This is a genomic window from Ktedonobacter sp. SOSP1-85 (genome assembly GCF_016587415.1).
Classification (GTDB): Bacteria; Chloroflexota; Ktedonobacteria; order Ktedonobacterales; family Ktedonobacteraceae; genus Ktedonobacter.
Genome location: NZ_BNJI01000003.1, coordinates 795,915 through 822,865, shown reverse-complemented (window position 1 = coordinate 822,865; position 26,951 = coordinate 795,915). Strand labels below are relative to the sequence as shown.

The 26,951-nt window shown below is 53.4% G+C and carries 23 protein-coding genes and 1 pseudogene; 15 read left to right on the top strand and 9 right to left on the bottom strand.

Translation table 11 applies throughout. The annotated features are described in order from the left end of the window. Position 1: 1 nt before the first annotated feature. On the top strand, positions 2 to 820 hold the full coding sequence (gene hflX / locus KTE_RS48480; protein WP_236600971.1) for a GTPase HflX: 819 nt from the start codon (positions 2 to 4) through the stop codon (positions 818 to 820). Positions 821 to 1,362: 542 nt separating this feature from the next. Then, positions 1,363 to 3,635, top strand: a pseudogene (locus tag KTE_RS50300) (ATP-dependent RecD-like DNA helicase). An 88-nt stretch (positions 3,636 to 3,723) separates the two neighbouring features. Here KTE_RS50300 and KTE_RS41745 read toward each other — a convergent pair. Next, positions 3,724 to 4,119: a hypothetical protein gene (locus KTE_RS41745; protein WP_201392603.1), complete on the bottom strand. Its 396-nt coding sequence runs from the start codon at positions 4,117 to 4,119 to the stop codon at positions 3,724 to 3,726. A 171-nt stretch (positions 4,120 to 4,290) separates the two neighbouring features. Here KTE_RS41745 and KTE_RS49160 point away from each other — a divergent pair, with 171 nt between their 5' ends. Further along, complete coding sequence (locus tag KTE_RS49160; protein ID WP_255553068.1) at positions 4,291 to 4,416, top strand: hypothetical protein; 126 nt, start codon at positions 4,291 to 4,293, stop codon at positions 4,414 to 4,416. Between the two features lie 109 nt (positions 4,417 to 4,525). On the opposite strand, the gene KTE_RS41740 is transcribed toward KTE_RS49160, so the two are convergent. Further along, the gene (locus tag KTE_RS41740; protein ID WP_201392601.1) at positions 4,526 to 5,026 is read right to left on the bottom strand and encodes a hypothetical protein; all 501 of its coding nucleotides are present in this window, start codon (positions 5,024 to 5,026) and stop codon (positions 4,526 to 4,528) included. A 194-nt stretch (positions 5,027 to 5,220) separates the two neighbouring features. Between KTE_RS41740 and KTE_RS41735 the strand changes: the two genes are divergently transcribed. Further along, on the top strand, positions 5,221 to 5,856 hold the full coding sequence (locus KTE_RS41735; protein WP_201392599.1) for a TetR/AcrR family transcriptional regulator: 636 nt from the start codon (positions 5,221 to 5,223) through the stop codon (positions 5,854 to 5,856). A 102-nt stretch (positions 5,857 to 5,958) separates the two neighbouring features. Further along, positions 5,959 to 7,479, top strand: coding sequence for an MDR family MFS transporter (locus KTE_RS41730; RefSeq protein WP_201392597.1), 1,521 nt, complete (start codon positions 5,959 to 5,961; stop codon positions 7,477 to 7,479). A 159-nt stretch (positions 7,480 to 7,638) separates the two neighbouring features. Here KTE_RS41730 and KTE_RS41725 read toward each other — a convergent pair whose 3' ends face one another. Further along, positions 7,639 to 8,415: a DUF4352 domain-containing protein gene (locus KTE_RS41725; RefSeq protein ID WP_201392595.1), complete on the bottom strand. Its 777-nt coding sequence runs from the start codon at positions 8,413 to 8,415 to the stop codon at positions 7,639 to 7,641. An 85-nt stretch (positions 8,416 to 8,500) separates the two neighbouring features. On the opposite strand from KTE_RS41725, the gene KTE_RS41720 reads away from it, so the two are divergent. Next, positions 8,501 to 9,211, top strand: a complete 711-nt coding sequence (locus tag KTE_RS41720) for an O-methyltransferase (RefSeq protein ID WP_201392593.1) — start codon at positions 8,501 to 8,503, stop codon at positions 9,209 to 9,211. Between the two features lie 111 nt (positions 9,212 to 9,322). After that, on the top strand, positions 9,323 to 9,802 hold the full coding sequence (locus tag KTE_RS41715) for an aminoacyl-tRNA deacylase (RefSeq protein ID WP_201392591.1): 480 nt from the start codon (positions 9,323 to 9,325) through the stop codon (positions 9,800 to 9,802). 87 nt (positions 9,803 to 9,889) lie between these two features. On the opposite strand, the gene KTE_RS41710 is transcribed toward KTE_RS41715, so the two are convergent. Further along, the gene (locus tag KTE_RS41710; protein WP_236600969.1) at positions 9,890 to 11,839 is read right to left on the bottom strand and encodes a protease pro-enzyme activation domain-containing protein; all 1,950 of its coding nucleotides are present in this window, start codon (positions 11,837 to 11,839) and stop codon (positions 9,890 to 9,892) included. Between the two features lie 360 nt (positions 11,840 to 12,199). On the opposite strand from KTE_RS41710, the gene KTE_RS41705 reads away from it, so the two are divergent. Then, positions 12,200 to 12,475 (top strand): hypothetical protein, encoded by a 276-nt coding sequence (locus KTE_RS41705; protein WP_201392589.1) that lies wholly within the window; start codon positions 12,200 to 12,202, stop codon positions 12,473 to 12,475. 80 nt (positions 12,476 to 12,555) lie between these two features. Here the strand turns inward: KTE_RS41705 and KTE_RS41700 are convergent, their stop codons facing one another. Both KTE_RS41700 and uxaC read right to left on the bottom strand, forming a co-directional pair. Further along, entirely contained in the window at positions 12,556 to 12,867 is a 312-nt protein-coding gene (locus tag KTE_RS41700) for a YtxH domain-containing protein (protein WP_201392587.1), read from the bottom strand. Positions 12,868 to 13,153: 286 nt separating this feature from the next. Next, complete coding sequence (gene uxaC, locus KTE_RS41695) at positions 13,154 to 14,575, bottom strand: glucuronate isomerase (protein WP_201392585.1); 1,422 nt, start codon at positions 14,573 to 14,575, stop codon at positions 13,154 to 13,156. A 225-nt stretch (positions 14,576 to 14,800) separates the two neighbouring features. Here uxaC and KTE_RS41690 point away from each other — a divergent pair, with 225 nt between their 5' ends. The 5 genes from KTE_RS41690 (at position 14,801) to KTE_RS41670 (ending at position 22,822) form a co-directional block, all read left to right on the top strand. Continuing rightward, the gene (locus tag KTE_RS41690) at positions 14,801 to 16,606 is read left to right on the top strand and encodes a M3 family oligoendopeptidase (RefSeq protein WP_201392583.1); all 1,806 of its coding nucleotides are present in this window, start codon (positions 14,801 to 14,803) and stop codon (positions 16,604 to 16,606) included. Positions 16,607 to 16,774: 168 nt separating this feature from the next. Continuing rightward, positions 16,775 to 18,580 carry a M3 family oligoendopeptidase gene (locus KTE_RS41685; protein WP_201392581.1) on the top strand — a complete coding sequence of 602 codons (1,806 nt, stop codon included), beginning with the start codon at positions 16,775 to 16,777 and terminating at the stop codon, positions 18,578 to 18,580. A 210-nt stretch (positions 18,581 to 18,790) separates the two neighbouring features. Next, positions 18,791 to 20,269, top strand: coding sequence for a PQQ-binding-like beta-propeller repeat protein (locus tag KTE_RS41680; RefSeq protein ID WP_201392579.1), 1,479 nt, complete (start codon positions 18,791 to 18,793; stop codon positions 20,267 to 20,269). 216 nt (positions 20,270 to 20,485) lie between these two features. Further along, the gene (locus KTE_RS41675; RefSeq protein ID WP_236600968.1) at positions 20,486 to 20,824 is read left to right on the top strand and encodes a cupin domain-containing protein; all 339 of its coding nucleotides are present in this window, start codon (positions 20,486 to 20,488) and stop codon (positions 20,822 to 20,824) included. Positions 20,825 to 21,025: 201 nt separating this feature from the next. Next, on the top strand, positions 21,026 to 22,822 hold the full coding sequence (locus KTE_RS41670; protein WP_201392577.1) for an L-lactate permease: 1,797 nt from the start codon (positions 21,026 to 21,028) through the stop codon (positions 22,820 to 22,822). Positions 22,823 to 22,901: 79 nt separating this feature from the next. On the opposite strand, the gene KTE_RS41665 is transcribed toward KTE_RS41670, so the two are convergent. Together KTE_RS41665 and KTE_RS41660 are read right to left on the bottom strand one after the other, a co-directional pair. Further along, entirely contained in the window at positions 22,902 to 23,678 is a 777-nt protein-coding gene (locus KTE_RS41665; protein ID WP_201392575.1) for a metallophosphoesterase, read from the bottom strand. Between the two features lie 114 nt (positions 23,679 to 23,792). Next, complete coding sequence (locus tag KTE_RS41660; protein ID WP_201392573.1) at positions 23,793 to 24,011, bottom strand: hypothetical protein; 219 nt, start codon at positions 24,009 to 24,011, stop codon at positions 23,793 to 23,795. Positions 24,012 to 24,158: 147 nt separating this feature from the next. On the opposite strand from KTE_RS41660, the gene KTE_RS48460 reads away from it, so the two are divergent. Together KTE_RS48460 and KTE_RS41650 are read left to right on the top strand one after the other, a co-directional pair. After that, positions 24,159 to 24,911, top strand: a complete 753-nt coding sequence (locus tag KTE_RS48460; RefSeq protein WP_236600967.1) for a group II truncated hemoglobin — start codon at positions 24,159 to 24,161, stop codon at positions 24,909 to 24,911. A gap of 52 nt (positions 24,912 to 24,963) precedes the next feature. Then, complete coding sequence (locus KTE_RS41650) at positions 24,964 to 25,248, top strand: hypothetical protein (protein WP_201392571.1); 285 nt, start codon at positions 24,964 to 24,966, stop codon at positions 25,246 to 25,248. Between the two features lie 73 nt (positions 25,249 to 25,321). Here KTE_RS41650 and KTE_RS41645 read toward each other — a convergent pair whose 3' ends face one another. Continuing rightward, positions 25,322 to 26,878, bottom strand: coding sequence for an alkaline phosphatase family protein (locus KTE_RS41645; protein ID WP_201392569.1), 1,557 nt, complete (start codon positions 26,876 to 26,878; stop codon positions 25,322 to 25,324). Between the last annotated feature and the right edge of the window lie 73 nt (positions 26,879 to 26,951).

Below are 26,951 nucleotides of genomic sequence, written 5' to 3'. Positions count from 1 at the left end.
TGTGCGTGGTCCAGGTGAAACAAAGCTGGAGATAGATCGGCGTCGTATTCGACGCCGTATGAGTGAGATCAAACGTGAAATAGAAGTGGTCCGCCAGCATCGCCAGGTGAGCCGCCAGCATCGCGCTTCACATGCGCTTCCAGTAGTGGCCGTGATCGGTTATACCAACGCGGGGAAATCAACCCTTTTTAATGCTCTGACCGCCGCGAATGTGCTCGTCGAGGATAAGCTCTTCGCGACGCTCGATCCGACGACGCGCCAGTTGACGTTGCCAAATAACCAGGAGGCCTTGCTTACTGATACCGTTGGTTTCATCCAGAAATTGCCTACAGACCTGGTCGCGGCTTTCCGCGCCACGCTCGAAGAGGTGACGGATGCCGATCTCTTGCTAGAAGTCGTTGATTTCAGCCATCCTAATATGCATGAGCAGCATGAGGAGGTGCTGCGTACACTCAAAGATTTGCATGCCGAGCATTTACCACGTATCACAGCTTTGAATAAAGTAGACTTGCTAGGTAAAACACCGCAGGTTGATACGTCATTTTTCCCTGATGCGGTAGTTACCTCGGCTTTACATCGACAAGGATTGGATACGTTATGCGAGAAGATGTCCCTGGTGCTGGCGGTAAATATGGTGCCTATATGCGCAACTGTGCCATATAGTAAAGGTGAACTGGTAGATCTCTTCCATCGTAAGGGGCATATTGAGCATGAGCAGCATGAGGAAGAAGGGACGCTGATTGTGGGGCGCCTTCCATACAGCCTGCGCGAACAATATCTGCCCTACCTTTGCGCGGTTCCTGCTCATGTCCATGTGTAGTGGTGCGGTCGCTCAATGCAATTGTAGGGGCCATGCTTGCATGGCCTTGTCTTCGTGACAGCGAGAGGAGTCCAAGCCAGCTTGGACCCTACAATTTAGAGGAGAAAAGTTTGGGGTAATAGAGAGATACTCTCGCTCCTTTCGGGAGAGCGACAAATTTTACATGGGAGAAAAACTTTTTGTGTGCATGTAGCGTCATACGATGGGCATTCAGCCAATATTCCAAATATTCCTTAAAAGCCTGTTCACGCTCAAGATAGCACAGAGTTTAAGGTGCTTATCTGTCCAAATTGTATTGAATTTGGTGGTAAACAAGGCAAATGGTTTCTATTGAATGCTGATGATGAACTGGTACGTGTTGCAGATTGGATGTTTACCGGTTGGTAAATCACTGTCTTGCCGGAAGAGCATTAAGCAAAAAACACGATAAGGTGTCGGAAACCCCTCATATTAACTTAAGGCAGGACCAGGACTGAACGTATAAATGCGTTCATGGTATACTGTTTGTATCACTCTTTGGTGCAAAAGAAAGCAAAAGTGGCATGCCATCCTTCAATTCCGAACAGCTAGAATCGCATAACAACCAATCCCCCCAACCCAAACGCGAGTACATCCAGGGAACTGTCGAGCGTGTGACGTACCACGCGGAAGACTCAGGCTATACCGTCGCGCGCTTTCAGGTCCCTGGACGGCGTGACCTGGTGACGGTCGTTGGCCGCTTTCCCGCGATAGCCGCCGGGCAGAGCCTGCGCCTCACCGGCTTCTGGCGCGAGCACCCCAAGTATGGCGAGCAATTTCAGGCGCTCTCCGCCCAGGAGACGAAGCCCGCCACCCTGACCGGCATTGAAAAATACCTGGGGAGCGGACTCATCAAAGGGATTGGACCCGTGACGGCGAAACGCATTGTGGCCTACTTTCAGCTTGATACATTGGAGATTATTGAGCAAACGCCAGCGCGCCTGGTGGAGGTGCCTGGGATTGGGACCTCGCGCGCGCAGAAGATCGCCAGCGCCTGGGCGGCACAAAAAGCCATTAAAGAGGTCATGATCTTCCTCCAGGGACACGGCGTCTCCCCTACCTATGCCGTGAAAATCTATAAGCAGTATGGCGATGAGGCCATCGAGATCGTTTCCAGGAATCCCTATCAACTCGCCACCGATATTTATGGCATTGGTTTTATTACTGCCGATACCATCGCGCGCAACCTGGGGATCGCGCCTGACGCGGATTTTCGTTACCAGGCGGGAATCCTGCATATTCTCGGCCAGGCCTCGGACGAGGGGCATTGTTTTCTGCCAGAAACAGTCCTTGTCGAGCGTAGTGTAGAACAACTGGCTCTGCCCGAGTTTCCCGTTGTCGCCGAGCGCATCCTCGCCCTGCTTGGACAGATGGTGGAGGCGCAGGAGCTTATCGCCCAGGCGGGCTATGAGGACCTGGCGCAGGAGCGTATCTACTACTCACCAGCCTTTTACCATACTGAGGCGGCATTGGCGCGGCGTCTCTCCACGTTTGTGCGTCATCCAGTGGAGGTGGACCAGGCACGTGTCCAGCGCTGGATCGAGGGGTATACACAGAAGAAAGGCATCGAGCTTTCAGAGGAGCAGCGTCATGCGGTGGAACTGGCCGCCTCCTCACGCCTGCTCGTCCTGACTGGCGGACCTGGCTGTGGCAAGACGTTTACCACGCGCACCATTGTGGCCCTGTGGAAGGCTATGGGCAAGTCGCTGCTGCTGGCAGCCCCACGGGACGCGCGGCCCAGCGTCTCGCGGAGGTCAGTGGGCATGAGGCCAAGACTGTGCATCGCCTGCTCGCGTTTGATCCTAAGACGATGGGCTTTCGCCATAATGAGGAGAATCCCCTGGTGGTAGATGTCCTGGTCGTGGACGAGGTTTCGATGCTGGACCTCTTCCTCGCGCACTCGCTTTTCAAGGCCCTGCCGCCTCATGCTCAGATTTTGTTGGTAGGGGACAGTGACCAGTTACCAAGCGTGGGGCCAGGTATGGTGCTCTTCGATATGATTGCCTCGCGCCAGGTGCCAGTGGTGCGTCTGACCTCGGTCTTCCGCCAGGCGGCGGAGAGCCATATTATTATGAACGCGCATCGTATCAACGCAGGACAGTTTCCTCAACTCACTCCCACAACCAGGTTTAGCGCTTCGGACTGCTTATGGCTGGAGGCGGCGGAGCCTGAATTGGGAGCGGAAGGCATTGCGCACCTGGTGCAGCAGTACCTGCCCGCGCACGGAATTGACCCAGTACGCGAGGTCCAGATCCTCTCACCCTCTACACGGGGCGATGTCGGTACCCGCCAGCTCAACGCCCTTTTGCAGGAACTACTCAACCCGCGTCGGCACGGAGTTGCGGAGCTGGCGCGTGGTAGTGGTTGTTTGCGCGTGGGAGATCGCGTCATCCAGCAGGTCAATGACTACCAGCGCGAGGTCTTTAATGGCGACCTGGGCACGATTAAGGCCATTGATGTGGAGGAGCAAGAACTGGTTGTGCAGTTTGCCGAGCGTGAGGTGCATTATGACTATGCCGACCTGGGTGAGCTCTCCCTGGCCTGGGCCATAACCATTCATAAATCGCAGGGCAGCGAATATCCTGTCGTTATCCTGCCCCTCTTTACGCAGCACTATATGCTCTTAAGTCGTAACCTGCTCTACACCGGCCTGACACGCGCACAGAGGCGTGCTATTCTCGTTGGCCCTACAAAGGCGATTGGCATGGCCGTCAACCGTATTCTGGACCGTAAGCGCTATACTGCTCTCGCGGATCGCCTCAAAGGAATGCCAGAGACCACGTTCGAGGCATCGTGAAACAGGGCTGTGCTCAAGCATATGGTAGTTTTGGAGGCTTTGATGTAATGTCTCAAGGTAGGAGGTACAAGGTGGCAGAAGCGATCTTCTAGCCCAGAGGGAGTTCACGACAGATTAAGAGCACAGAGCGAATCGTGTCATCATCATGGTAGAGGGGAGTCCCCAGCACATGCACAAAATGAGTTTTTTTATCAAAAGTGCGGATAAACACATCCATTGCTTTGGGTCCCGTCAACACTTCGCCACGAAAGACATGGCTTTGCGGCCAGCGTGTATCAGGTAAGAGACGTCCTCGCTCGTCATAGATTTCAAAGAGCGGGCCCATTTGCCATGCTTGCTCAAGGGGAAGGCCTTCTGGCAGGGAGAGTAAATGATAAGCCTCTCGGTTCATATGACACAGCCCATTATCCTCTACGATAAATATGGCATCTTTCAGTGTGTTCAGGAGCGCATCCCGTTGTTGATCGGTGGTGGGTTCTCTCACACTTTGCTCCCTTCTACTACACACGCGCACAACTATGTCTCGCTTAGAGCACGAAGTCTGGAGGCCAAAAAGTTTCGCTATGACCATGTTTAGGTACAACGTAACATGTAGTACGCCTACACATATGTTACATATACAATAATCGACAGTTACTAAGCATAAGAGAGGGTATTGGATGCTATTTTTCGGGATGGATATATCGTGGTCCCCTCTGGTCCTGGCCTGGGCATATCTATCGATAAAGATGCAGTCAGGAAGGCTGCGACCCGTGGTCATACCTGGCATAACTCCGTCTAGCATACTGTAGATGGCGCTATAGCAGAGTGGTAGAAAGGTGGTATCAAGGGAGAAATAAAATGGGCGAGGGAGGTATGCAACACCTCCCTCGCCCACAAACAGCATTCCTTTAGAGTAAGCCGCCATGATTGTTATTGTTATTGTTATTGTTGCCACCGAATGCGCCACCCAGCGGATTGCCCTGTCCGCCCAGGAAGCGATTGGCCGCATAGGCCGCCACGCCTGCTACGGCGATCTTTGCGAGGGGGCTACTGAGCGCGCCACCGGGACCAAAGATTTGCTTCAGCAGGTCGGGATCTTTCTGCTGAGTATAACTGGTCACGCGCGCGGCCTCTGCAGGCGACATCGAATAGGGATCTGTATTTTGTACTCCCGCCTGCTGAGGGGAGAATCCCCGTTGTGTCAATCCACCAAGCAAATTCTGCAAGAGTCCACCGCGCTGATCAGGTGGCATCTGCGCATAGACCTGCTCATGGGCCTGCTCTAGCTCCTGTGGCGAGGCCTGCTGGGCAAACTGATTATAGTTCTGCCAGGCTTCCTGGTGGGGGATCTGGTTATAGTTTCCTTGCTGCCAGGCGTTCGCATATTGTTGCTGATTCGTAAAATTCATAGACATTACACTCCTTTATCATGCAGCTTTTCTTTTTATTTGCTTAAAGCATCGGCCTCGCATTTAAGAATGTCTCCCTTTCCACGCTTTAAGGCAAATAGAAGTTACAGATTTGACACGAACGTCTTTTACCAGGTATACTTACTTTTGTAAGTTAGCGTGCGATAACTAAATTATGCGAGGAAAGCAATCGTATGTCGAGTGAGCAGCAACCGCAACCAGCCAAACGTACGCGATTACGAGGCGAGGAACGACGCGCATTGATTTTGCAGTGTGCGAAGCATGTCTTTGCCCGTTCCACCTATGCTGAGGCAAGTACAGGAGAGCTGGCGCGGGAGAGCGAAGTAACGGAGCCAATGCTCTACAAGCATTTTGGGAGTAAGAAGGGCCTCTTCATGGCTGTGCTCAGTGAGTATGCTGCTCAATTCCTTGTCTTGTTACAAGAGCGCTTCTCACGTAGAGCAGAGAAAAATATTCTAGATGCGCTTGAGCATATTATCGATGATTATTATGCAGCTCTTAAAGCCGATCCCGAGATTCAACGCATCCTTTTTCAGGCGGTTATTGAAGCTCATGATCCTGATATCGCTCGTTGTGTTAGCACGCACAACCAGAAGGTCTTCAGACTTATTCGCCAACTTATTGAGCAAGCTCGCGCTGAAGGTCATTTGGATCCTACGATTAGCCTGGATGCCGCAACTGGGGGGTATATGAGCATCATTCTCTCGCTCCGGTATAGCTTGATGCTCAATCTCCCGCGCGAGGTTTCCCATGTCCAGGAAGAGATGGGCCGTATCTGGCTGCGTGGTCTGCAAAGTCGTGAACGCTAGCTTTTTTTAGCCACTTAAATTAGTTAGTACTAACTAATTTAAGTGGCGATTTGCCATTTTATATATGCGTGTTGATGGATTTTATCCTTACAAGGAGATATTATGCAGTTTATCACTGGTACAAACCGTAGAGAAGGTGGAATACCTTATAAATGGCTCGTTGTTATAGTTGTGATCTTTGGTTCATTTATGAGTATTCTTGACCAGACCGTGGTGAACAATGCCTTGCCTCGCTTACAGACTGCCTTTGGCGTCGATTTTAATAGCTTGCAGTGGGTGATTACGGCCTATACACTTACGCAAGGAGTCGTCACACCGACAACTGCCTTCTTTGCGAATCGGCTGGGAACAAAGCGCTTCTATGTGATTGCGCTGGCCTTTTTCACGCTGGGGTCCGCGCTCTGCGGTATTGCATGGAATTTGCCATCGCTCATTCTCTTTCGCGTCGTCCAGGCCATTGGTGGTGCGACCCTCTTTCCCCTGGCGATTACTTTGTTGTTCACTGAATTCCCGCCTCAGCAACGTGGCCTGGCAACTGGCATCCTGAGTGTCTCTGCTTTGATGGCTCCCGCTATTGGCCCGACCTTTGGTGGTTATATCGTGACCTATGCTGATTGGCCGTTGATCTTTTACATCAATGTGCCAGTTGGCATTATCGCGATCGTTATGGCGCTTCTCCTGTTACGTGAGCATACATCTGCCAGCCGTGTGTACTTTGATCTGCCAGGATTCGTGTTCGCAGCCATAGGCCTCACGGCTATACTCTATGCGATTTCTAACGCGACCATTTCTGGCTGGAGCTCACCATACATCATCCTGACGCTTATAGGAGGCCTCTGCGCATTGCTGCTCTTTGTATTCATTGAACTGAATACAAGCAGGCGAGGAAAGCAGCCACTTGTCGATGTGCGCCTCTTTGCTAATGGGCCATTTCTGAGCAGCAATATTGCTAATGCGCTGATCTCCTTTGGTTTTTTCGGCAGCTTAATTCTTTTTCCCATCTATACTCAGGAACTCCGAGGCCTCGATGCCTTTCAATCGGGTCTATTAACGCTTCCCCTGCCTTTTACTGCCGTGCTAGCGGCAATTATTGGTGGACGCATTGTTGATCGTTTTGGTCCTCGCGTAGTGCTCTTTCCAGGGCTGGTATTCATGGGCCTCTCTACCTGGCAACTGGCACTGATCACACCCACGACCTCGTATACCTGGTTCCTCCTGATCCTTGCTCTGCGGGGGCTTGGATTGGGTTGCTTGCTTCAACCTCTGACGGTCTCAGCCCTTGCAAAGGTGCCTCAGTCGCAATACGCACAGGCTTCGTCGCTCAATACAGTTATCCGCTTTGTCTTTACCTCTCTGGGTATCGCTATACTAGCAACGGTCGTTCAGAGCCGCGCTACTGTCTATACCAGTGACCTGGCTCACCAGGTAGGGTTAACATCACATGCCACGCTGGCACTCATCAAGCAACAAGGTTTGAATCTTGCCTTACATGACGCCTTCTGGCTAGCACTCGTGGCTTTTCTCGTGGCCTTTCTCGCAGTCGGTTTTATTCGGGTCCAGAAGCAGAGGCCACAAGTAAAGGATGCAGCACTGGAACCAGCGGCTCAGATAGTATCTGAATAACGCTGAAAGGACAATAACAAATGTAGGGTCCATGCTGGCATGGACTCCGAGCGAAGCAGCATTTCCCGTAGCAGGGTGTCGGTCTGCGAACCTCGGAGTCCATGCCAGCATGGACCCTACCAGTTTTGTTTTGGCGAACAAGTCTGTTAGATCATGGGATTATACGTTGATATCCCAGATGGTTTGTCCGCTTTGTATGATGTCGTTCTGGAACGAGAGGGTGAATTGTTTCTTGCTGACAGACACCTGATAGACAAGATCGCCTTTGGCTTTATCTCCAGTAGCTACCTTGCCGTCAGGTGGTTGCGAAGTGCCGGTGCCAAGAAAAGCGACTTTGCCTTCAGTGCCATCAGAGTCTTTCAGTTTAAAGTTGAGCAGGCTACTGACGATCTGCTCTTTACTACTGATATTATGGGTTGTGACATTGATGATGAGAAAGATATTGCCGGCATCAGGTTTTTCATAGTCATCGCCAGTGGAGGTCTTGGCTGAGTTGACCGTTACCTCCCAGGTGTCTCCAGTTTTGACCGTTTCACCAACTTTGAAATGTTTACCGCTATCTTGTGACTGGTCTGTCCCTGGTGTAGTAGAGGAACTTGTTGTGCTCGTTGTCGTTGTTGTGTTGACTCCATGGAAAGCAAACGCTCCGATAACGCCACATACTACCAGAACGAGCACCAGGACACCACATCCAATGGCGATTCCTTTGCCAACGCCACTTTTCTTAGGCTGCTGTGGTGGATAGGGTGGATATGGCGTCTGCATACCTGGCTGTGGTGGATAGGGTGGATATGGCGCCTGTATATTTGGCTGTGGGGGATAGGTTGGTTGCGAGCCTGGATAAGGTTGTTGATAGGGTTCCTGCGGATACTGTGGATTTTGTGGGTATTGTGGATTTTGTGGGTATTGTGAATATTCATTTGGATATTCGTTCAAAGTAATCGCCCTCCATACTGTGATATATATATAAACGAGGTCATCTGCCATTTTTAAAACATACGTTTAGCGAGAAAGGAACTATATGTCTTCTGTATTGCCTGATAATGAGCAGCTTCGCCGCGAGGCCGAGACTCGCGCTTTTGTTGATCACGAATTGCAGCAGCGCTTCGCGCCTGAAGATGATGCTTTGCGTAATTCACTCCTGCGTGCGCAGGGCGCAGGGGTTCCCGCGGGACAGATTTCGCCCCTGCAAGGGAAGCTGTTACAGGTCCTGGCGCTGACCTGTGGCGCGCGTCGCATCCTCGAAATTGGATCGATGGCGGGATATTCAGGGATCTGGTTGGCGCGTGCGCTTCCCGCGGGAGGAAAGCTGATCTCGTTGGAGGTCAATGACAAGCATGCTGAGCTGGCGCGTGCCAACCTGGCAGAAGCGGGTCTGGCAGAACGGGCAGAGGTACGCGTAGGGTCGGCCCTTGAGCTTTTGCCGGCGCTGGTCTCTGAGGCACCCTTCGACCTGATATTTATCGACGCAGATAAGCGCAATAATCCCCAGTACCTGGAATGGGCGCTCAAATTGAGCCGCCATGGGTCATTGATTGTGGCAGACAATATTGTGCGCAATGGGCAGGCTTTTCAGGCATCGCCACCTGATGAGAGCGCCGCTGGTGCCGCGGCCTACAATCGCATGATTCTTGAACATCCGCAGCTAGTGAGCGTGGCCTTCCCCCATGATGATGTCAATAACGGTATTGACGGTTTCTCTATCTCTGTAGTGCAAAGCAAGGACGCTTGAGGCCATACTAAGGTACAGCTACGCCTCCATTTTATACTGATATTGCCCGCCTCAGATAGACAGTAAATATGTGCAAGTGCTTTTCAGTAGCTGAGAAATGGAGGTGTTTCAATGCAGTGTAAAGAGCGACTGGAGACCTACCTTCAGGAACAGCATGTGCCTTTTCATGAGCAGCAGCATGAGCGGGCCTTGAGCGCTCAACAGGTTGCGGAGTGCGAGCACATTTCGAGCAAGAAGTTTGCCAAGGAGGTCATCGCCTTTGCCGATGGCAAGATGATCGAGCTGTCGCTTCCTGCCTCAAGTTATGTGGATCTTGAAAAAATTCGCACCGCGCTGGGGGCTAAAGAGGTGCTTCTGGCACAGGAGAAGGAACTGGCCGATGCCTTCCCAGATTGTGAAGTTGGCGCTATGCCTCCCTTTGGGAATCTCTACGGTTTACCCGTCTATGTCGAGAAGAGCCTGACAACACAGGAGGAGATTACCTTTCCCGTTGGGACGCATACAGAAACCATGAGCGTGCGCTATGCTGACTTTGCGAACCTGGTGCACCCTCATGTCATGGAGTTTGCGCGCTCTAGCTCAGCAGTTTAGTAGTTAGTAGTAGAGAACGTGGTAGTGGGCTGGTTATGCCAGCCCACTACCACGTTCATGCTTTTTAATGCCAGTATAGAGGGTGTGCTACCAGTTAGGGCCATAGCCGGGGTAGCCGCTATTGCCACCGGGGTAAGGATAGTTGCCACCGGGGTAGCCGTTATTCCCACCAGGATAAGGGTAACCGCCACCGGGGTAGCCCGGGTAGCCAGTGTTGCCACCATTCGTAGAGCCGCTGGTATTGGGGTTACAGTTGTTATGGCGATATCCACGATGATAGCAAGGAGTATTGGTATCTCCGCCAGTGTTCCCACCGGTATTGGTGCTACCACTGCCACTGGTGTCGCCACCAGTAGTCGTGCCAGTGCTACCGCCGCTGGTTGTGCTATCGCTCTTAGCCGCGAGGTCGCGAGCGATATTCCAGGCGTCGGGAGTACCCATGCCAGTGGCCATGTCGTAGCCCTGCGCGGCCTTGTAGTATAGGTTATTGCCGCTGGTGACGTCGTGGTAGGGGGCATACTGCTGCTGGTTCTTATACAGGCTATACAGCGCCTCGTGTCCACTGCCTAGAGTTGGCTTGTTCTGAGCTTGCAGGTACTGGTTGACGTTGGTAGCGATACCGGCCCAGAGAGGAGCCGCAGCACTGGTGCCACCAACGATGTCCCAGTGACCTTGAATGTAGAGTGAGTAGCCGCTATTAATATCGGCGTCTGCCGATATATCGGGCACAGCACGTTTAGCATTCGACTGTACGCCATCCTGGTAGGCTGGACGGCTGAAGTGCTGGCTGATGCCGCCACCGCCGCCACCAACGCGCTGACCGCTTGGAGAGCTCCACGCCGACTCGCTGGCATAGGTGTTATCGCTATTGATGCTTAGTTTCGTACCACCTACACCCACTACATGGGGATCGCCGGCAGGATAATCGACGTTGAGCTGTTTGTCGTCACAGCCATAGGCCCCGGAGTCGCCTGAAGCAGCGAAGAAGGCCTGTCCCTGGGCCACGCCCTGTTTGAAGACGTTGTCCATGGCGTCGACAAGGGCTGTGCCGGTATCGCGCTCACACTGACCCCAGCTAATGCTAATCACCTTAGCGCTATTGTCGCTGACAATGCGGTTATAGATGTCCAGGGCACCATTCGCGCTGTTGGGACCAATGTAGACCTTCTGCGTCGCCTGGGGCGCGATAGCCGAGAGGACCTCCATATCCAGCTCAACCTCGGGTGCGCCGCTGCCCGCCGTATTTCTGGCGCCATCAATCAGCACATTTGAATATTTGGTTGAACCAAGGTTGTAATGCTGAAGGTATGTATTCACATTGCTGGGAGTGTAGCCATCCAGCTCGAAGAGCGCCACTGTCTGGCCTTTCCCATTGTAACCCGCGTTCAAGAGTGGGTTGATATTATATGCCGCACGCAGCTCGGTTGGCGTATAGCCACCAACGGGACCACTGCCAGGGACTGCGCTGGCACGAGGCGCGAACTGGGCGAAGTGACGATAGTGGGCAATAGAGTCCAGGCCCGAGACATGCAAGACCACGTCACCCAGGTCAGCAGGTACTGATGGCTCATCTGTAGGTGCATAGACTACCTGCCCATCGATCTGGTAATCCGAGATCGAGACAGCGAAGGCCTTCTCTGCATTCTCCATGCTTCCACTCATGCTGATCAGCTGATGATTGGAAGAAACGTTGTCTATGCTTAAGCCATTAGCCCGCAAATAATCGCTTACGCGCTCAATAGTCTGTTCATCGGGTGCGAAATGTTCCGTAAAGTATTCTGGCGTAATATAACGGTGATACAAGGACGAATGGGGATCATTCTGTGCGGCTATCAGTGCATCCAACTGTGCCTCATTACGCAGGCGTAGTGAGACTGCAAGGTGCATGCTTTGATGACTATCCGCGGCGTGCATTGGCTTATACTGCTTCAGCACTGGAGCAATATGTCCCCGCATCGTATAACGGGGCGCAGACTTGGCGTGAGCCGCTGTTCTCTGGGCCGCAATCATGGCGGTAACCAGTAGGAGCAGCATCATAAATGTAGCTGGGAAAGTCCATTTCCATGAAGTCGACTTCGTGTTCCTCCTCCGCATAGTGCCTCGCTTCCTAACCATAAACAGACTTCAAGAGGTCGCAACACAGCGTTTCTACACACACCGGCCAGCCAGAAGGGCTGGCTCAAGAGCATATGCTTCTTATAGCTGTGCCTTGTCTACAGGATACATTGATATTTCTTGATACACAATGAACTAAAAAAATAACAGCACAAAAGTACTAATAGAAATTTTTGTATGCCTGAGAGTGTGAATGTAAATCTTGCTTATGGCCAGAATATAAGTTATACTTATCTTGTTACTTTGGTACATTGGTAAAAAGATAGCAAAAAGGAGAAATGTATGGAGCAGGCAGACAAGAGGCATGGTAATCAGGATATCGTGGTAGAGCGTGTGCAAACAGGTATGCGCATGGAGAAGCGTATGGTGAAGGTTCTTAAAGGGCTTGCGGAGTATCTGGATATGTCACTTGGTGATCTTATGGAGGGCATTGTCCTGCATGCCTTTGCTGGTGAGGCACCCTTTGGCCCACAAACGCAGGTGCAGATTCAGCGCTTGAAGGAGGTTTACGGCATGGATTATGGAGCCGATGCCAGCCACCACCTGCGCGAGGAGTAATACCAGGCACAAAGTGAAATTCACAAAGTAGGTAGGGTCCGTGCATGCACGGACCCTACCTACTTTGTGAATTTCACTTTTTAGCGCTCAAAGCGCTTATCGGGCCGTCTCTTAATATCAGGTTCAGGTGGGGTGATGACAGTATGGGGAGTGGGTTCCTCTTTCGGGATGAGCGATGGACCCTGTCCCATTGTCGAAGTCTGTTCTGTTGGCCCTGGTCCACGTTCCATAAGTGGTTCCTGGGAGAGCGAGACCCGGCTTTCACCCTCCAGACTCTTTGGCTGGTTCAGGAAGCGCTCGCTTAGCATACGGCGCATCTCTTCGCCTTTCTTTGGGGCGACGAGCAGACCTACACCAACGCCAACGAGAACGCCATTCATGAACTTACCCACAATAATGCCCCTTTCTCTAAGTATTACCTGCCAGTGCTCTATGCCAGCTCTTTCTAGAAAGACCTCCTTCTCATGGAGCCCTCACTTCAGGTGACACGTAGAGAAAGCGGGAAAAGTTCTATGACTTCTCGCCACTACGTGGCTCGCAGGGTTAGAGTATGTGGGTGGAAATGCCGCAGCATTTCCACCCACATACTCTAACCCTGCAAAGCGCCGCAGATGCTGAGATCGTCTTTTGAAGAGCGGAGCGGCATAGTTATGCTCAGATTGAGAGACAAAGGCCCCTTTATATCTTCAGTTTATAGGCCTTTTTGGCCAAGTCATAGGCTAGGTCGACTATCATTTCAGCGGCGTCCTCTTCATCAATGATGCCTCGTTCAACCAGACCAGCCAGCCAATCCGCGCTGGCGCGCCGCCACAAGTCATGGCGTGCTGGAATAGAGGGATAGGCACGGGTATCGTCATTGAAGCCCACCGTATTGTAGATACCAGCCGTCTCTACAACATTATCGAAGAAGCGACGGATACCATTCAGGCTATCAAAAAACCACCAGGGAGGCCCCAGGCGCAGAGCTGGATAGTGTCCTGCCAGCGGCGCGAGTTCCCGGCTATACGTGCTCTCATCGAGATTGAAGACAATCAAGGTCAGGTCGCGCTCGCGTCCAAAGGCATCGAGCAGGGGCTTAAAATTATGCGTAAACTCGCTCGCCGTCGGAATGTCAGCGCCCATATCGGCTCCAAAGCGCTCGTGAAGCAGAGCGTTATGGTTACGATAGCTGCCGAGGTGTAGTTGCATGACGAGACCATCTTCGACACTCATGCGAGCCATTTCAATGAGCATATGGCCCGTAAAGCGGCGTGCGTCATCAACCGAGGCCTCACCCCGCAAGGCGCGCTGGAAGATGTGCTCGGCCTCGGCCTCACTCAGGTGCTCGGTATAGGTAGAGGTCGCACCGTGGTCTGTGGCGGTAGCCCCCATCTCCTTAAAGAAGCGCCGCCGCTGCTCAAGCGCGGCGATATAGGAGCGATAGCTGCTAATCTCGCTAGCCGAGACCTCGCTCAGGCGTTCTATATTGGCCGCGAAGTGCTGATTATCGATATTGACCACCGCATCAGGGCGGAAGGTAGGGATGACGCGTCCCTTCCAGCCAGACTGGCGAATGGCTCGGTGATGATCCAGAGTATCCGTAGCGGCGTCGGTGGTCGCGAGCACTTCAATGTGAAAGCGCTCAAACATCTGGCGCGGCTGAAAGACTGGACTACGCAGCTTCTCTTCAAGGAGATCATAGATTTTTTGCGCATTGGCGGAGTTCATTTTCTCCTCAATGCCAAAGATATTGCTTAGCTCGTCGCGCAGCCAGAGGCTGGAGGGCGTGCCACGGAAGAGATGCCAGTGGTCGCAGACGGTCTGCCAGATCTGGCGATGATCGGGCGGGGTAAAGTGGCTCTCCTGTGCCTTGGGAGTTATACCCAGCTCCTCTAGCGAAATACCCTGGGAGTAGAGCATACGGAAAATATAGTGATCGGGGATGATCAGGAGATCGACAGGACTCCCCCAGCCATAGTTGCTTGCGGCAAGCATCGCCGGATTGACATGACCATGAACGCAGACAAGTGGCAGATCCTTGACCTGTGTATATAAATTCAAAGCAACCCGGCGTTGCGCAGGATCAGGAGAGAAGAAGCGTTCTTCCTGGAGTTGCATCATTGTTTCTCCTTCTTTACGACATTTTCTAGAAATTTGGACTCACCATTTTACAATTCTACAGTTTCCAGGAAAACACATATTTTGCCAATGTGCAAGCAGCCACTGCATTGCGAAGTGGCCTGTGTACTACATACAGAAGCGAAAGAACTTGTAGGGTCCATGCAGATCGCGAGGCTCCATGCTACAATAGCAGTATTGAGGATGGAAAAGGAGATATGACCGTACGTGACTACTACACAGAAGCTTCCCAATTGGGATATGACCGTGATCTATCCTGGCCTGCAAGCGCCTGAGTTTGAGCAGGGCTTTGTCGCCGGGATACGCGAGATCGATGAGCTGGCCGCGCTCTTCGATCAGTACCAGGTGGCCGAACGCCCGGCGCTGGTGATAGATGATGCCCTGGCGCAGGCCTTTGAGGCCGTGCTGGCGCGCTACAACGAGGTGCTGGAGCGCAGCGAGACCCTATTTACCTACATCAATTGTTTTGTAGATACCAATTCGGAGGATACGCTGGCTCAGGCGAAGCTGAGTGAGCTGATGAACGCCTATGTGCGCCTCTCGCAGTTGGGGACGCGCTTCACGGCCTGGATTGGCTCGCTGGATGTGGAGGCGCTACTCGCTAAATCCGAGCAGGCGCGTCAACACGCGCATCTCTTGCGCCGCGCCCAGATTCAGGCGCGCCACCTGATGTCACCCGCCGAGGAGATGCTGGCCTCTGAGCTGAATGTGAGTAGTGGCCTGGCCTGGAGTCGCCTGCATGGCAACCTGACCTCGCAGCTCAAGGTAACGCTGGAGCTAGAGGGCGAGACGAAAGAGTATCCCATGAGTACCGTGCGTAACATGTCATACTCTCCAGATCGCGAGGTGCGCAGACACGCCCACGAGGCCGAGCTGGCCGCCTGGAAGAGCGTGTCTGTTCCCCTGGCGGCCTCGCTGAATAGCATCAAGAACGAGACAAATGTGCTGGCGGATAAACGTGGCTGGTCCTCCGCGCTGGAGGCGACGCTCTTCCTGAATAGCATCGATCAGCAGACGCTGGACGCCATGCTGGAGGCGGCTCGCGAGTCCTTTCCAGATATGCGGCGCTACCTGAAGGCCAAGGCGCGTGCCCTGGGCCTGGAGAAGCTGAGCTGGTACGATCTAAACGCGCCAATCAGTAAGAGCGAGAAGAACTGGTCGTACGAGGCGGCGAGCCGCTTCATTATCGAGCAGTTTGGCAGCTTTTCGGAGCGCCTGGCGGACCTGGCGCGAAGCGCGTTCAATGAGAACTGGATCGATGCTGGACCGCGTCCAGGCAAGGTCGATGGTGCCTACTGTGCCGGGCTGCGGCGTGGGGAGTCGCGTATCCTGGCGAACTACTCGCCCTCCTACGAGAGCATGAGCACGCTGGCACACGAGCTGGGCCATGCCTATCATAACCTGAATATGCGCGAGCGCACGGCTCTACAGAGCGGCTCGCCCATGACTCTGGCGGAGACAGCCAGTATCTTCTGCGAGACCATTATCCGCAACGCCGCGCTCAAGGATGCCAATAAGCAGGAGCAGATAGCTATCCTCTCCTCGTCGCTCCAAAGCTCGTTCATGGTCGTAGTAGACATCACCAGCCGCTTCCTCTTTGAGCAGGGCGTCTTTGAGAAGCGTAAGCAGCGTGAACTCTCGGTGGATGAGCTGAACAACTTGATGCTGGATTCCCAGCGCCAGACCTATGGTGATGGCCTGGATGAGGCCGAGCTACATCCCTACATGTGGGCGGTCAAGGGGCACTATTATAGCAGTGATTTTCCCTACTATAACTATCCCTACATGTTTGGCCTGCTCTTCGGCCTGGGTCTCTACGCACGCTACCAGCAAGACCCCGAAGCCTTCAAGCAGGGCTATGACGAGTTGCTCTCCTCAACCGGCATGGCGAACGCAACCGAACTGGCGGCTCGCTTTGGCATTGATATCCGCTCCAAAGACTTCTGGCGCTCCAGCCTGGCCATCGTACGCCAGGATATCGAGCGCCTCGAAGAGCTAGTTGATACCCTCTAGTATAGAGTAAGGGGGTGTGGTGGATTGGCTCCGTCAATCCACCACACCCCCTTACTCTATGCGAAGCACAGTAGGTGGAGGAGAGGAAGGTGGATGGGCAGGGGCCGTGGACAGGTGCTACAATACTCTCATCCCCACTGTTCCGTTTTTAGAAGGAGAGAGAGTTTCGTGTCAACAACAACAGCATTGCCGCATTGGGACATGACGGTGGTCTATCCCGGGTTGGACTCGCCGGAGTTCGCTCAGGGGCTGAGCCAGGTCTTACAACATATTGATGAGCTAGCGAGCTTCTTTGCTGAGAAGCAAGTGCAGGCCTTACCGGCAACTCCAGTGCTTGATGAAGCTTTTGTGCATGACTTTGAGCAGGTCGTAGCGCGTTACAATGCCATGAGCGACGAGGTACGTACCATCTCTGTCTATATCAGCAGCTTCGTCAATACCAACTCGCAAGACAACCTGGCTCAGGCGAAGTATAGCGAGCTGCAGCGCGGCCTGACGTTGTTGGCGCAACAGGCTACCCGTTTCACGGCCTGGATTGGCTCGCTCGACGTTGAGGCGCTAATTGAGCGCTCGCAGGTAGCCCGAGATCACGCCTTCCCGCTGCGTAAAGCATATAAGCAGGCGCGCCACCTGATGTCGCCCGTCGAGGAGGAGCTGGCCTCCGAACTAAATGTCAGTAGCGGCTCGGCCTGGACCAAATTGCATGGCAATATTTCTTCCCAACTTAATGTGCTGCTAGAGATCGATAGCGAGACGAAGAGCTATCCCATGAGCGCCATTCGCAACATGGCCTTTAGCGAGGACCGTGACCTGCGCAGGCGTGCCTATGAGGCTGAACTAGCTGCCTGGAAGAGCAGCGCGGTCCCCCTGGCTGCGGCGCTTAACAGTATCAAGAACGAGGTCAACGTGATCTCGCGTCGTCGCCAGTGGGAGTCACCGCTGGAGGCCTCGCTCTTTGATAGCAGCATTGATCGTGAGACGCTTGATGCCATGCTCTCGGCGGCGCGTGCCTCTTTTCCCGATTGGCGACGCTATCTGCGTACCAAGGCACGTCTGCTGGGCCTGGAGAAACTGGCCTGGTACGATCTCTTCGCGCCCGTGGCCCGTGAGAGCAAGGTATGGGAGTTCTCAGAGGCCAGCAACTTTATCATTGAGCAGTTTGGGAGCTACTCGCAGCGCCTCTCGGACTACGCGGCGCGTGCCTTCCGCGAGCGCTGGATCGATGCCGAGCCACGCCCTGGCAAGCGCGATGGGGCATATTGTGCCTCGCTACGCGCCGACGAGTCACGCATCCTGGCCAACTTCAAACCAGCCTTTGCTGGCATGAGCACGTTAGCGCATGAGCTAGGACATGGCTACCACAATCTGAACATGCTTAAGCGTACGGCCTTGCAGCGCCGGCATCCCATGACCCTGGCGGAGACGGCCAGCATCTTCTGCGAGACCATCATTCGCCATGCGGCCCTGCACCAGGTCGAGCCCTCCGAGCAGATCGCCATCCTGGAGGCCTCGCTTCAGGGTTCATGCCAGGTTGTCGTAGATATTAGCAGCCGCTTCCTCTTCGAGCAGAACGTCTTCGAGAAGCGCCAGCGCCGCGAACTCTCAGTCGATGAGCTAAACGAACTGATGCTCGATTCCCAGCGCCAGACCTATGGCGATGGCCTGGACGAAGCCGTGCTGCACCCCTACATGTGGGCGGTTAAGGGCCATTACTACAACACGGGTCGCTCCTACTATAACTACCCCTACATGTTTGGTCTGCTCTTCGGCCTGGGCCTCTATGCTCGCTATCAGCAGCAGCCCGAGGAGTTTAAACAGAGCTATGATGACCTGCTCTCCTCAACCGGCATGGCCAGCGCCGCCGAGCTAGCCCAGCGTTTCGGCATCGACATCCGCAGTGAGTCCTTCTGGCGCTCCAGCCTCGACATCACCCGCCAGGATATCGACCTCTTCGAGCAATTGGCAGAGAAGTAGTAAGATCTAATACAAGTTGGTGGCGCTGGCACGCAGTCAGCGCCACCAACTTGTATTAGACATAATCCGCAATTCCAGATCACCTCATCAATTATGATTTTTCTAGACCGCTATGTGTAGAAAGCTTTTGTGATATCACAGCAATTTTTGCAGAAACCTTAACGTTACTATAGGTAAATGTGAGGGCTTCGCTAAAAAGCTTGTACCTGTATGCAAAAGAAGAATAGGAGAGGTGAGTTGTATTTAAGTTATGGAGTATCCAGGCGTAAATGGTCAATACACTCTCGCTTCGTACTCCTGGGTGCGCTTGTGCTGTTGATTGTGTCCGGGTTAGCCTGTGGCATGAGCTCCAGAGGTACTGCTACTGGTCCAGAAGCTCCAGTAACGGCATGTCGTACCCAGGGTGAGGTGAAGCCGGGCGAATATGTTGCGGGAGAGAAGGCCCTGGTTGCGGCTTTTCGCTCAGGGAGTGGCTCTGACGCAAGATTAGTTTTGTGTTTCCTGAGCGCACGGGATGGGACCTTACTCAAGCATTATGATATAGCATCTACTATGGTGGTAGACAGAGTAGATGATCAGGTGTATGTGGTGGCCAATAACGGCGCGTTATGTGCAATTAATTTGCATGATGGACGGCAGCAGTGGTGTCAGGAACAGGTAGTTGGTAGTAGCTTCTCGCATATTTTAAGTCAGAATGGCATCATTTATTTAAAAGTAAGTCAGACTCTGCCTGGTAACGTAGTGGGAGGTGATGCTGTATTTGCTTTGAATACAGCTAATGGACAAGTTCTATGGTATTATGATATTGATAGGTATGGTGAGGACTCTTTAGGTAACTTTGCGCTTGCTAATGGTATTATCTATACAACGACATATAGTGATGATAACGAACGAAGTAATCCCGGAACGTCGGATCCGAAAAGCGCCAGGCGTAGCGTTTGTGCTCTTGAGGCCAACAATGGCAAACAAATCTGGTGTTCACGCCTGGCCGAAACGGGGAATGTTGGCATCGCCGTTGATGGGAAAGTCTATGTGTGGACCGCGACATATGAAGATAGTTGGGCAACTGTTCCTCATGTAGCATTTTATACCCTGGACCCTCTTACAGGTGCGCTGGATAAAAGGCAGCCTTTAGGCCCGTTGGAGGTACGCAAGCAGCAGCCTCTATTTACCGTCTCCCAAGGTGTGATCTTTTTTACGGTTGGCTCGGCCCAACAGAACGACTATACCGAACAAGTGCTGGCCCTGAACGCGAATACTGGCAACCTGTATTGGAAGGCGACTTTTCCTGTGTGGGTCTGGATGGTATGGGATCAAAACGAGGTGCTATATGCTGGCTATGGAGCTGGTATCAATGTGAGGGCTTTGCGATCAGGTGATGGGTCACAGGTCTGGCAATATGCAACACCATCTCAGTATGAACCATCAGCCCTTCAAAAGCCTGTTTTTGCGCAGGACGAACGCTCAATCTATGTCATGGCCTCTTTTGATTCCAATTCTTCAATTCTAGCAATTGATAGATATACTGGTCAGCCACTCTGGCAGGATAGTAGTTGTTTTAACCCTCCTGGTATGTCCGTGACAGCAACACCTCTCCCTAATTATAAACCTTTGCTGCCTGGCCGTTGTTATTGGGGTGATCATGCATCAACACAGCCCATGCAGTTGCTAGGCTTTACGGTGCTCTAGCTTCTTCATTTGCCTGGTTACTACTTATCCGAAAACCTGAGCGCGAAGCGCTAGTCACGAGAGTGACGTTGGGTTTCGGAATAAGATCTTATTGTCTGACTGAGGAAGTGGTATGCCCTGTTTTGAGAAAAGTGGCACTTTCTTTGGAGCCACATAGCGCGCGATAATACTGAGTAAGACTACAGTGAACTGCAATATGAAGAACAGGAGTGAGCAATGTCAGAGAAGCAGGCTTTTACCTTAGCAGATATATTTGCCGCGCGTGAGCAGGCGGGAAAGCTCTATCACGAGTTTTTGCGTGTACCCTCGATGAGCGTGGGCCTCTACCAGTTGGGGATGGGCGCGAGTGATCCCCAGCAGCCGCACACTGAGGACGAACTATATTATATCGTTCAGGGGCGTGGTCAGCTTCAGGTAGCGCAGGAGCATATCGCGGTCGAGCCAGGCTCGCTGGTTTTTGTCCCCGCCAACATGGAGCACCGTTTTCATTCGATCACGGAGGCTCTGAGCGTGCTTGTCTTCTTCGCACCCGCGGAATATTCGCAGCGTGGGTGAGGTGTGCTACTTACAACCCTAAAGGGCACAAGGTACGTGTCTAAGCTGAGGGCTTGCATGCTGCTAGGGAGACCCAGGTGCGTACGTAAGTAGCGCATATTCCATGTTATACTACGCTTAATACTCTTGTTTTCCCTGGAGGTGAGCGCGCACAATGATGTCGCGCGCTATGGTCATACGATGTCGCAAGGAGGTCAGTGTATGACATGGACTCAATCCTACACGCCTGTCCTGGGTAATCTCTTCCTCTCCGCGCTTATCGCGGCCCTACCTGTTATCGTCCTGCTTGGTCTACTAGGTTTCTTTCATGTGCGAGCACACTGGGCCGCCCTGGCGGGCCTGGCTACAGCCTTGCTTGCCGCGCTCCTCGTCTTTGGTATGCCCGCACAAAAAGCTCTTGCCGCTACGCTGAATGGCGCGGCCTACGGCCTCTTTCCCATTGGCTGGATTATTATTGGCGCTATCTTTGTCTATGATATTACTGTGCGCACAGGCAACTTTGAGATTGTCAAGCAGACAGTGGCGAACCTGGCGGATGACCGTCGTCTGCAATTACTTTTGATTGCCTTTAGCTTCGGGGCCTTCGTTGAAGGAGCGGCCGGCTTTGGTACGCCAGTCGCGGTGACGGCGGCTATGCTGATTGGCTTGGGCTTTCGTCCCCTGCCTGCGGCGGGCCTGGCTTTGATTGGGAATACCGCACCTGTGGCCTTTGGCGCGCTCGGAGCGCCCATCAACGGTTTGTCGACAGTCACAGGAATTCCAGTAGATGTGTTGAGCGCGATGATCGGGCGCCAGCTCCCCTTCTTCTCGCTTATCGTTCCTTTCTGGCTCATCTTCGCCATGTCGGGCTGGAGAAGTATGCTTGAGGTCTGGCCCGCCTGCCTGGTTACAGGTCTGAGCTTCGCGTTGACGCAGTTTGTGATTAGTAACTACTTTACCTATACACTGGTGGATATTATTGGTGCCCTGGTCTCGATTCTCTGCCTGGTCGTTTTTCTGCGTATCTGGAAGCCTAAGACAACCTGGCGTTTTGCTGAGGAGCGCGAGGCGCTTGCCGCCTCTGCGAATACGCCAGAGGAGACTTCAGCGACCGAGGGGGGAGTGGTAGCTGGAGGGCAACCTATTCCAGCCTCGGCGAGCGCTGTTTCACTGGATGAGAGCGATGTTGAGTCGGCGCGTGCTACGACCAGTGCTTCTGGCGCGGGCGCGGTCAGCCTTGCTCCTGACGCTGGGGAGATTTCTTTTCAGCGCGCCTTTATAGCCTGGCTGCCCTGGATTATTCTCGCCGTGATTCTTTTCATCTGGGGCCTGGCGGGCGTTAAAGCCTGGTTCAACGCTCTCTCCGATCCCAAGATTCCCGTGCCCTTCCTGCACAACCTTGTTCTGCGCGCTCCACCAGTCGTTGCTACGCCGACGAAGGAGGCCGCGCTCTTTGATTTCAACTGGCTCTCCGCCACGGGTACGGCCCTGCTGCTTACGGGTGTCATCTCGGGTTTTGTCCTGGGCTTGAAGCCTTTGGAGCTCTTGAAAACCTTCTGGGGCACGCTGATGCGCCTGCGCTTCTCGCTCCTGACCATTGCGGCTATGCTTGCGATAGGCTACACGACGCGTTACGCTGGCCTGGATGCGACCATGGGCCTGGCCTTTGCTAGCACGGGTCTGCTCTTTCCTTTCTTCTCGCCCGTTCTGGGCTGGCTTGGCGTGGCTTTGACGGGGAGCGATACCTCATCCAACGTGCTCTTTGGAAGCTTGCAGACCATCACAGCCAAAAAACTGGGCATCTCACCTGTACTGGCCGCTGCCTCCAATTCCAGTGGAGGTGTGATGGGTAAGATGCTCGACGCCCAGAGCATTGTCGTCGCGGGCGTCGCTACGGGCCAGAAGGGTGGCGAGGGCGATATCCTGCGCTATGTCTTCGTGCATAGTGTGATTCTGGTTTCCCTGGTAGGCATTCTCGTTCTGCTCCAGGCATATGTCTTCCCGGGCATGATTCCCTAGTGTGAGCGGTGAAAAAATAGCAGGATACAGGCCAGCAACGGAAGTGTGATCGTTTCCGTTGCTGGCCTTCTCGCTTTTCTCACATCTGCGCCCAGGGCGATATTTTTTCGCCGCGCATGAATTGTGTCAGGAACTTCTCCGCTGGATGTGAGATCTTCTGGATGGTCTCGATGACGGCCTGGTGGTCGTAATCGACGAAGTGATGTTGGAGTTGATAGTCGTTTGTATTGGCGTCGAGCAGGGCATAACTGGCTTGTAAAGAGGGGATGATGGGATTACTCACACTACCGAGATTAAGCACATGGATATTATCCACGCGACGCTCCAGGGGGAAATGTGTATGTCCAACAATTACCAGGTCAGCCTCTGCCAGGGCGAGAGCCTTGCGCAATTCCTCCTCACTCAAGGCTGGATGAATGCCTGGACCGTCATCCAGGCCCGGCGCAGCGTGTACGCCCAACACACGTGTGCCATCTGGCAGGATCAGACGAACCTCCAGCGGGAGTTCGGCCAGCCAATCCCACCAGCCTCGTGCCTGAATAAAGCCCTGAGTCCAGGCAAAGTTTGCTGAGAGTTCGGCCAACCTGGCAACCAGGTGGGGCTGAGCCTGCACCTCTTCCAGGGTGGGTCCAGGTCGCTCGCCAGTAATGATGTAGCGATCAGTATTGCCACGTGTAAAGCTGGCGTTGGGCAAGGTTGTGACTCGTTCGAGCACGCCCACTGGATCGTAACCAAGTGCCGAGAAGTCACCCAGTATCCAGTAACCATCGGCGCCTCCCTGCTTCTGAATATCCTCTAGAACTGCATCCAACGCGATGGAATTGCCATGAATGTCAGACAAGATAGCGAGACGCATGTTGTGTCCTTTCGACAGTAATTTTACCAGAAATATGGAGCTCTATCTATAAGAGTATAGATGAGAAGTACAGCTTTGTCACATTCTGAACCAGAAACGTGTTTATATACAACCTTATGGAAGTACTACTATTCCTCTGGGGGTGAAGAGCCCTACATGGTGGATGCCGGGAGCTCCATTCACCAGGCGTAAGGGGACCTGCGCTGTCCCTAACCACTGTTTCAATTGCAGCGGATCTCTGGGTGTGATTTCCAGCCAGGCAATGCCCCAGGGCTGTATCGCATGGTGAACAGTCAGGCAGCCTGGATAGTGTGAGGGATTATCCCACTGCATATCCCAACCACCTGTCAAAATTGTCAGGCTCTATTCAGGAGAAATAGACAGCGACAAGCTGGTGTAAACAACTTATAATATGCAAGAAGTGAAACAAGCAAGCAGGCTTGTTTCGTTCCCATTCTGATACTAGAAGGATACAAAAGTTTGACAGAAAAACAAGAACCAATCCTGTTTGAGTGGGCCGGTGGGTTGGCAGCTTTAACGCGTATGACGCGCATTTTTTACGAGAAGTATGTACCGCAAGATGCGCTCCTGGCTCCTCTTTTCGCAGATATGGCACCGGATCACCCCGAACGTGTAGCTACCTGGCTCGGCGAAGTTTTTGGAGGGCCAAAGACCTACACTGAACACTATGGTGGCTACTCACGTATGGTCTCCCAGCATATAGGGAAGGGACTCACTGAGGCTCAGAGAGCTCGCTGGGCCTACTTGATCTGCCAAGCTGCCGATGAGGCCGGTTTGCCAACCGATCCGGAGTTCCGCTCAGCCTTTGTCTCCTACATTGAGTGGGGATCACGGTTGGCCGTAGAAAACTCGACCCCAGGCGCACATCCCCCGCTTCACATGCCCGTACCCCGCTGGGACTGGGGCACCGCAGGCCCTCCAGGTATTAGAGTCTCCGCCTTGGCCGAGCAGCCTGTAGAGCAAGAGAGTGTCGCCCTTCCTGCAGCCGATGAACCAGTGCATTTCTCAGAGCATATTCAGCCACTATTTCGCCCAAAGGATCGACAATCAATGAAATGGGCATTTGACCTGTGGTCGTACGAGGATGTCAAAAACCACGCCTCTGCCATTCTCCACCGCCTGCAAAGCGGGTCAATGCCATGTGATGGTGCCTGGTCACAAGAAAAACTCGATCTCTTCCAACGCTGGATTACTTCTGGTATGTCACAATAGTCGCAGAAGCGCTCTGCATCAATGTCAAATTGCCATGCAGCAGGGAGTATATGTGGCGCGGCTCATCGCTGCCAGAGTGACTGGTCGAGCTATGCCGCCCTTCCATTATGTTGATAAGGGTAACCTGGCGACCATTGGGCGCGGCTTTGCTGTCTTGCAAATGGGCCGTCTCAAGCTCTGGGGTTTCCCTGCCTGGGTGTTGTGGCTACTCATCCACATCTACTACTTGATTGGCTTTGAGAACCGCATCCTGGTCCTGATGCAGTGGGCCTGGGCGTATATCACGTTCCGGCGCGGCGTACGCCTGATTACCCAGGTTGAGCCACTGGCCTCCTAAGTAGTTACCTTTAAGCTAAAAAGCGGAGTGGCGCGGGACAATCCCGCGCCACTCCGCTTTTTAGCTTAAAGATTTATTTCCTGACGGGTTCGCCGGTGTTGGGATCGAGGATCAGGCGGTGATCATCGCCTCCGCTGTGGGAGAAGTTGAACATATTCTGTATGCTGCCAGCGATGGCATCGGAAGACTGATCGCCAATGCGACCCGTGTTCCAGTTGTCTTCGATGAAGCTCAGAACAGAGCTCTGATCGGTGATAGAGTGATCGACATAGTTCTGTTTGGCGTAGGGCGAGATGACCATCAGGGGCAGGCGAGGACCGTAACCGCAGCGACCAGAGTAGGTGCCAGCCTTAGGTGTGCCACAGGCACCGGTGCCGGTCAGGGCATCGTTAGGATCGTTCGACTGCATCAGGACGGGAGGCATGACATGGTCGTACCAGCCATCGGAGTCGTCATACGAGATCACGACAGCGGTGCTGCTCCAGTCGCGGCTGTGCTGCAAGCGGTTGATGGTATCAACCAGGAAGTGCTGCTCATCCAGAGGGTTGGAGTAGCCAGCGTGTCCGTCCTGGTAAGCAGGGGCCTTCAGGAAGCTGACGGCAGGCATGCTGCCAGCGTCGATGGAGCTCCAGAAGTCGCTCATATCATACTGGTGGTTGGCTTGGTCAGTCTTACCAATCATCTTCGCCGAGGTAGGCGCCAGGTGATGGGGATTGGCGGTCGACTGGTAGTACTGGAAGGGCTGATGGTGAGGGATATAATCGGTGACGGATGAGCCAGCGATATTGGTATGGGCCGAGCCGCAGACGGCTTTACCATTGGTGGTAGCCGTTGGGCGGAAGCCACCCTCGAACCAGCCCCAGGTGACGTTCTTGCTGTTGAGCAGATCGCCAATGTTTTTGCCCGTTAGAGCACCATTGGTAGCGTTAGAGCAATCGTCATAGGTAGGATCGAAGTCGTTGAGTACGGAGCCATTGGAGATCATGGGATAGCCAGGGGATGCGAGAGTGCTAGGGGTGGCGCCATGGGTCTGGCCCGAGATCAGGTTTAGCGCGCCAGGGGTCGAGGGACCAAAGGTGGTGCCGAACGAATTGTCGTTCATGGCATAGTTCTGGGCGTAGTTCCAGAGGCCCGTGACCGTGTTGCCATCATAGTAGTCCATCACGATAGACTTATCTGGGCACTTGCCGCCACTGGCGGACTCTACAAACTTATCGACCAGGCCATGATCATAGGCCTTCTGCTCGTCGGTGTAGGCATGGTCCTGGTCACAGGTAACGGCCTGTGAGCGGTCCAGGCGAGTTGGATTGGCTGCGTTTGGATTATTGTTCAGCAGAGCATTAGTGAGACCATTGACCGAGGGGGTACCAGGGAGCGCTTTGAATGTTGGCTCGCCCGCGCTGTTTTTGGCATTTGGATAGGTGCCAAAATAGTGGTCAAAAGAGACATTTTCCTGAAAGATAACGACAACGTGTTTGATTGGTGTCTGGGTTTTTGGCCCGGACTGCCAGTCTGGGGTATTATCGGTTGGTGCGGCAAGTGCCGAACGTGCGACATTGAAGGATGCAAAGAGCACGCCTAGAAGCGCCACAACACCTAGAACAGCGAATAATTTACGCGATTTCTTCATACAGGTAGCGTCGACTCCTTTTCCGGATTTTTCCATAAGTGCCTTTCGGAAACCTGAGCGCGAAGCGCTAGCC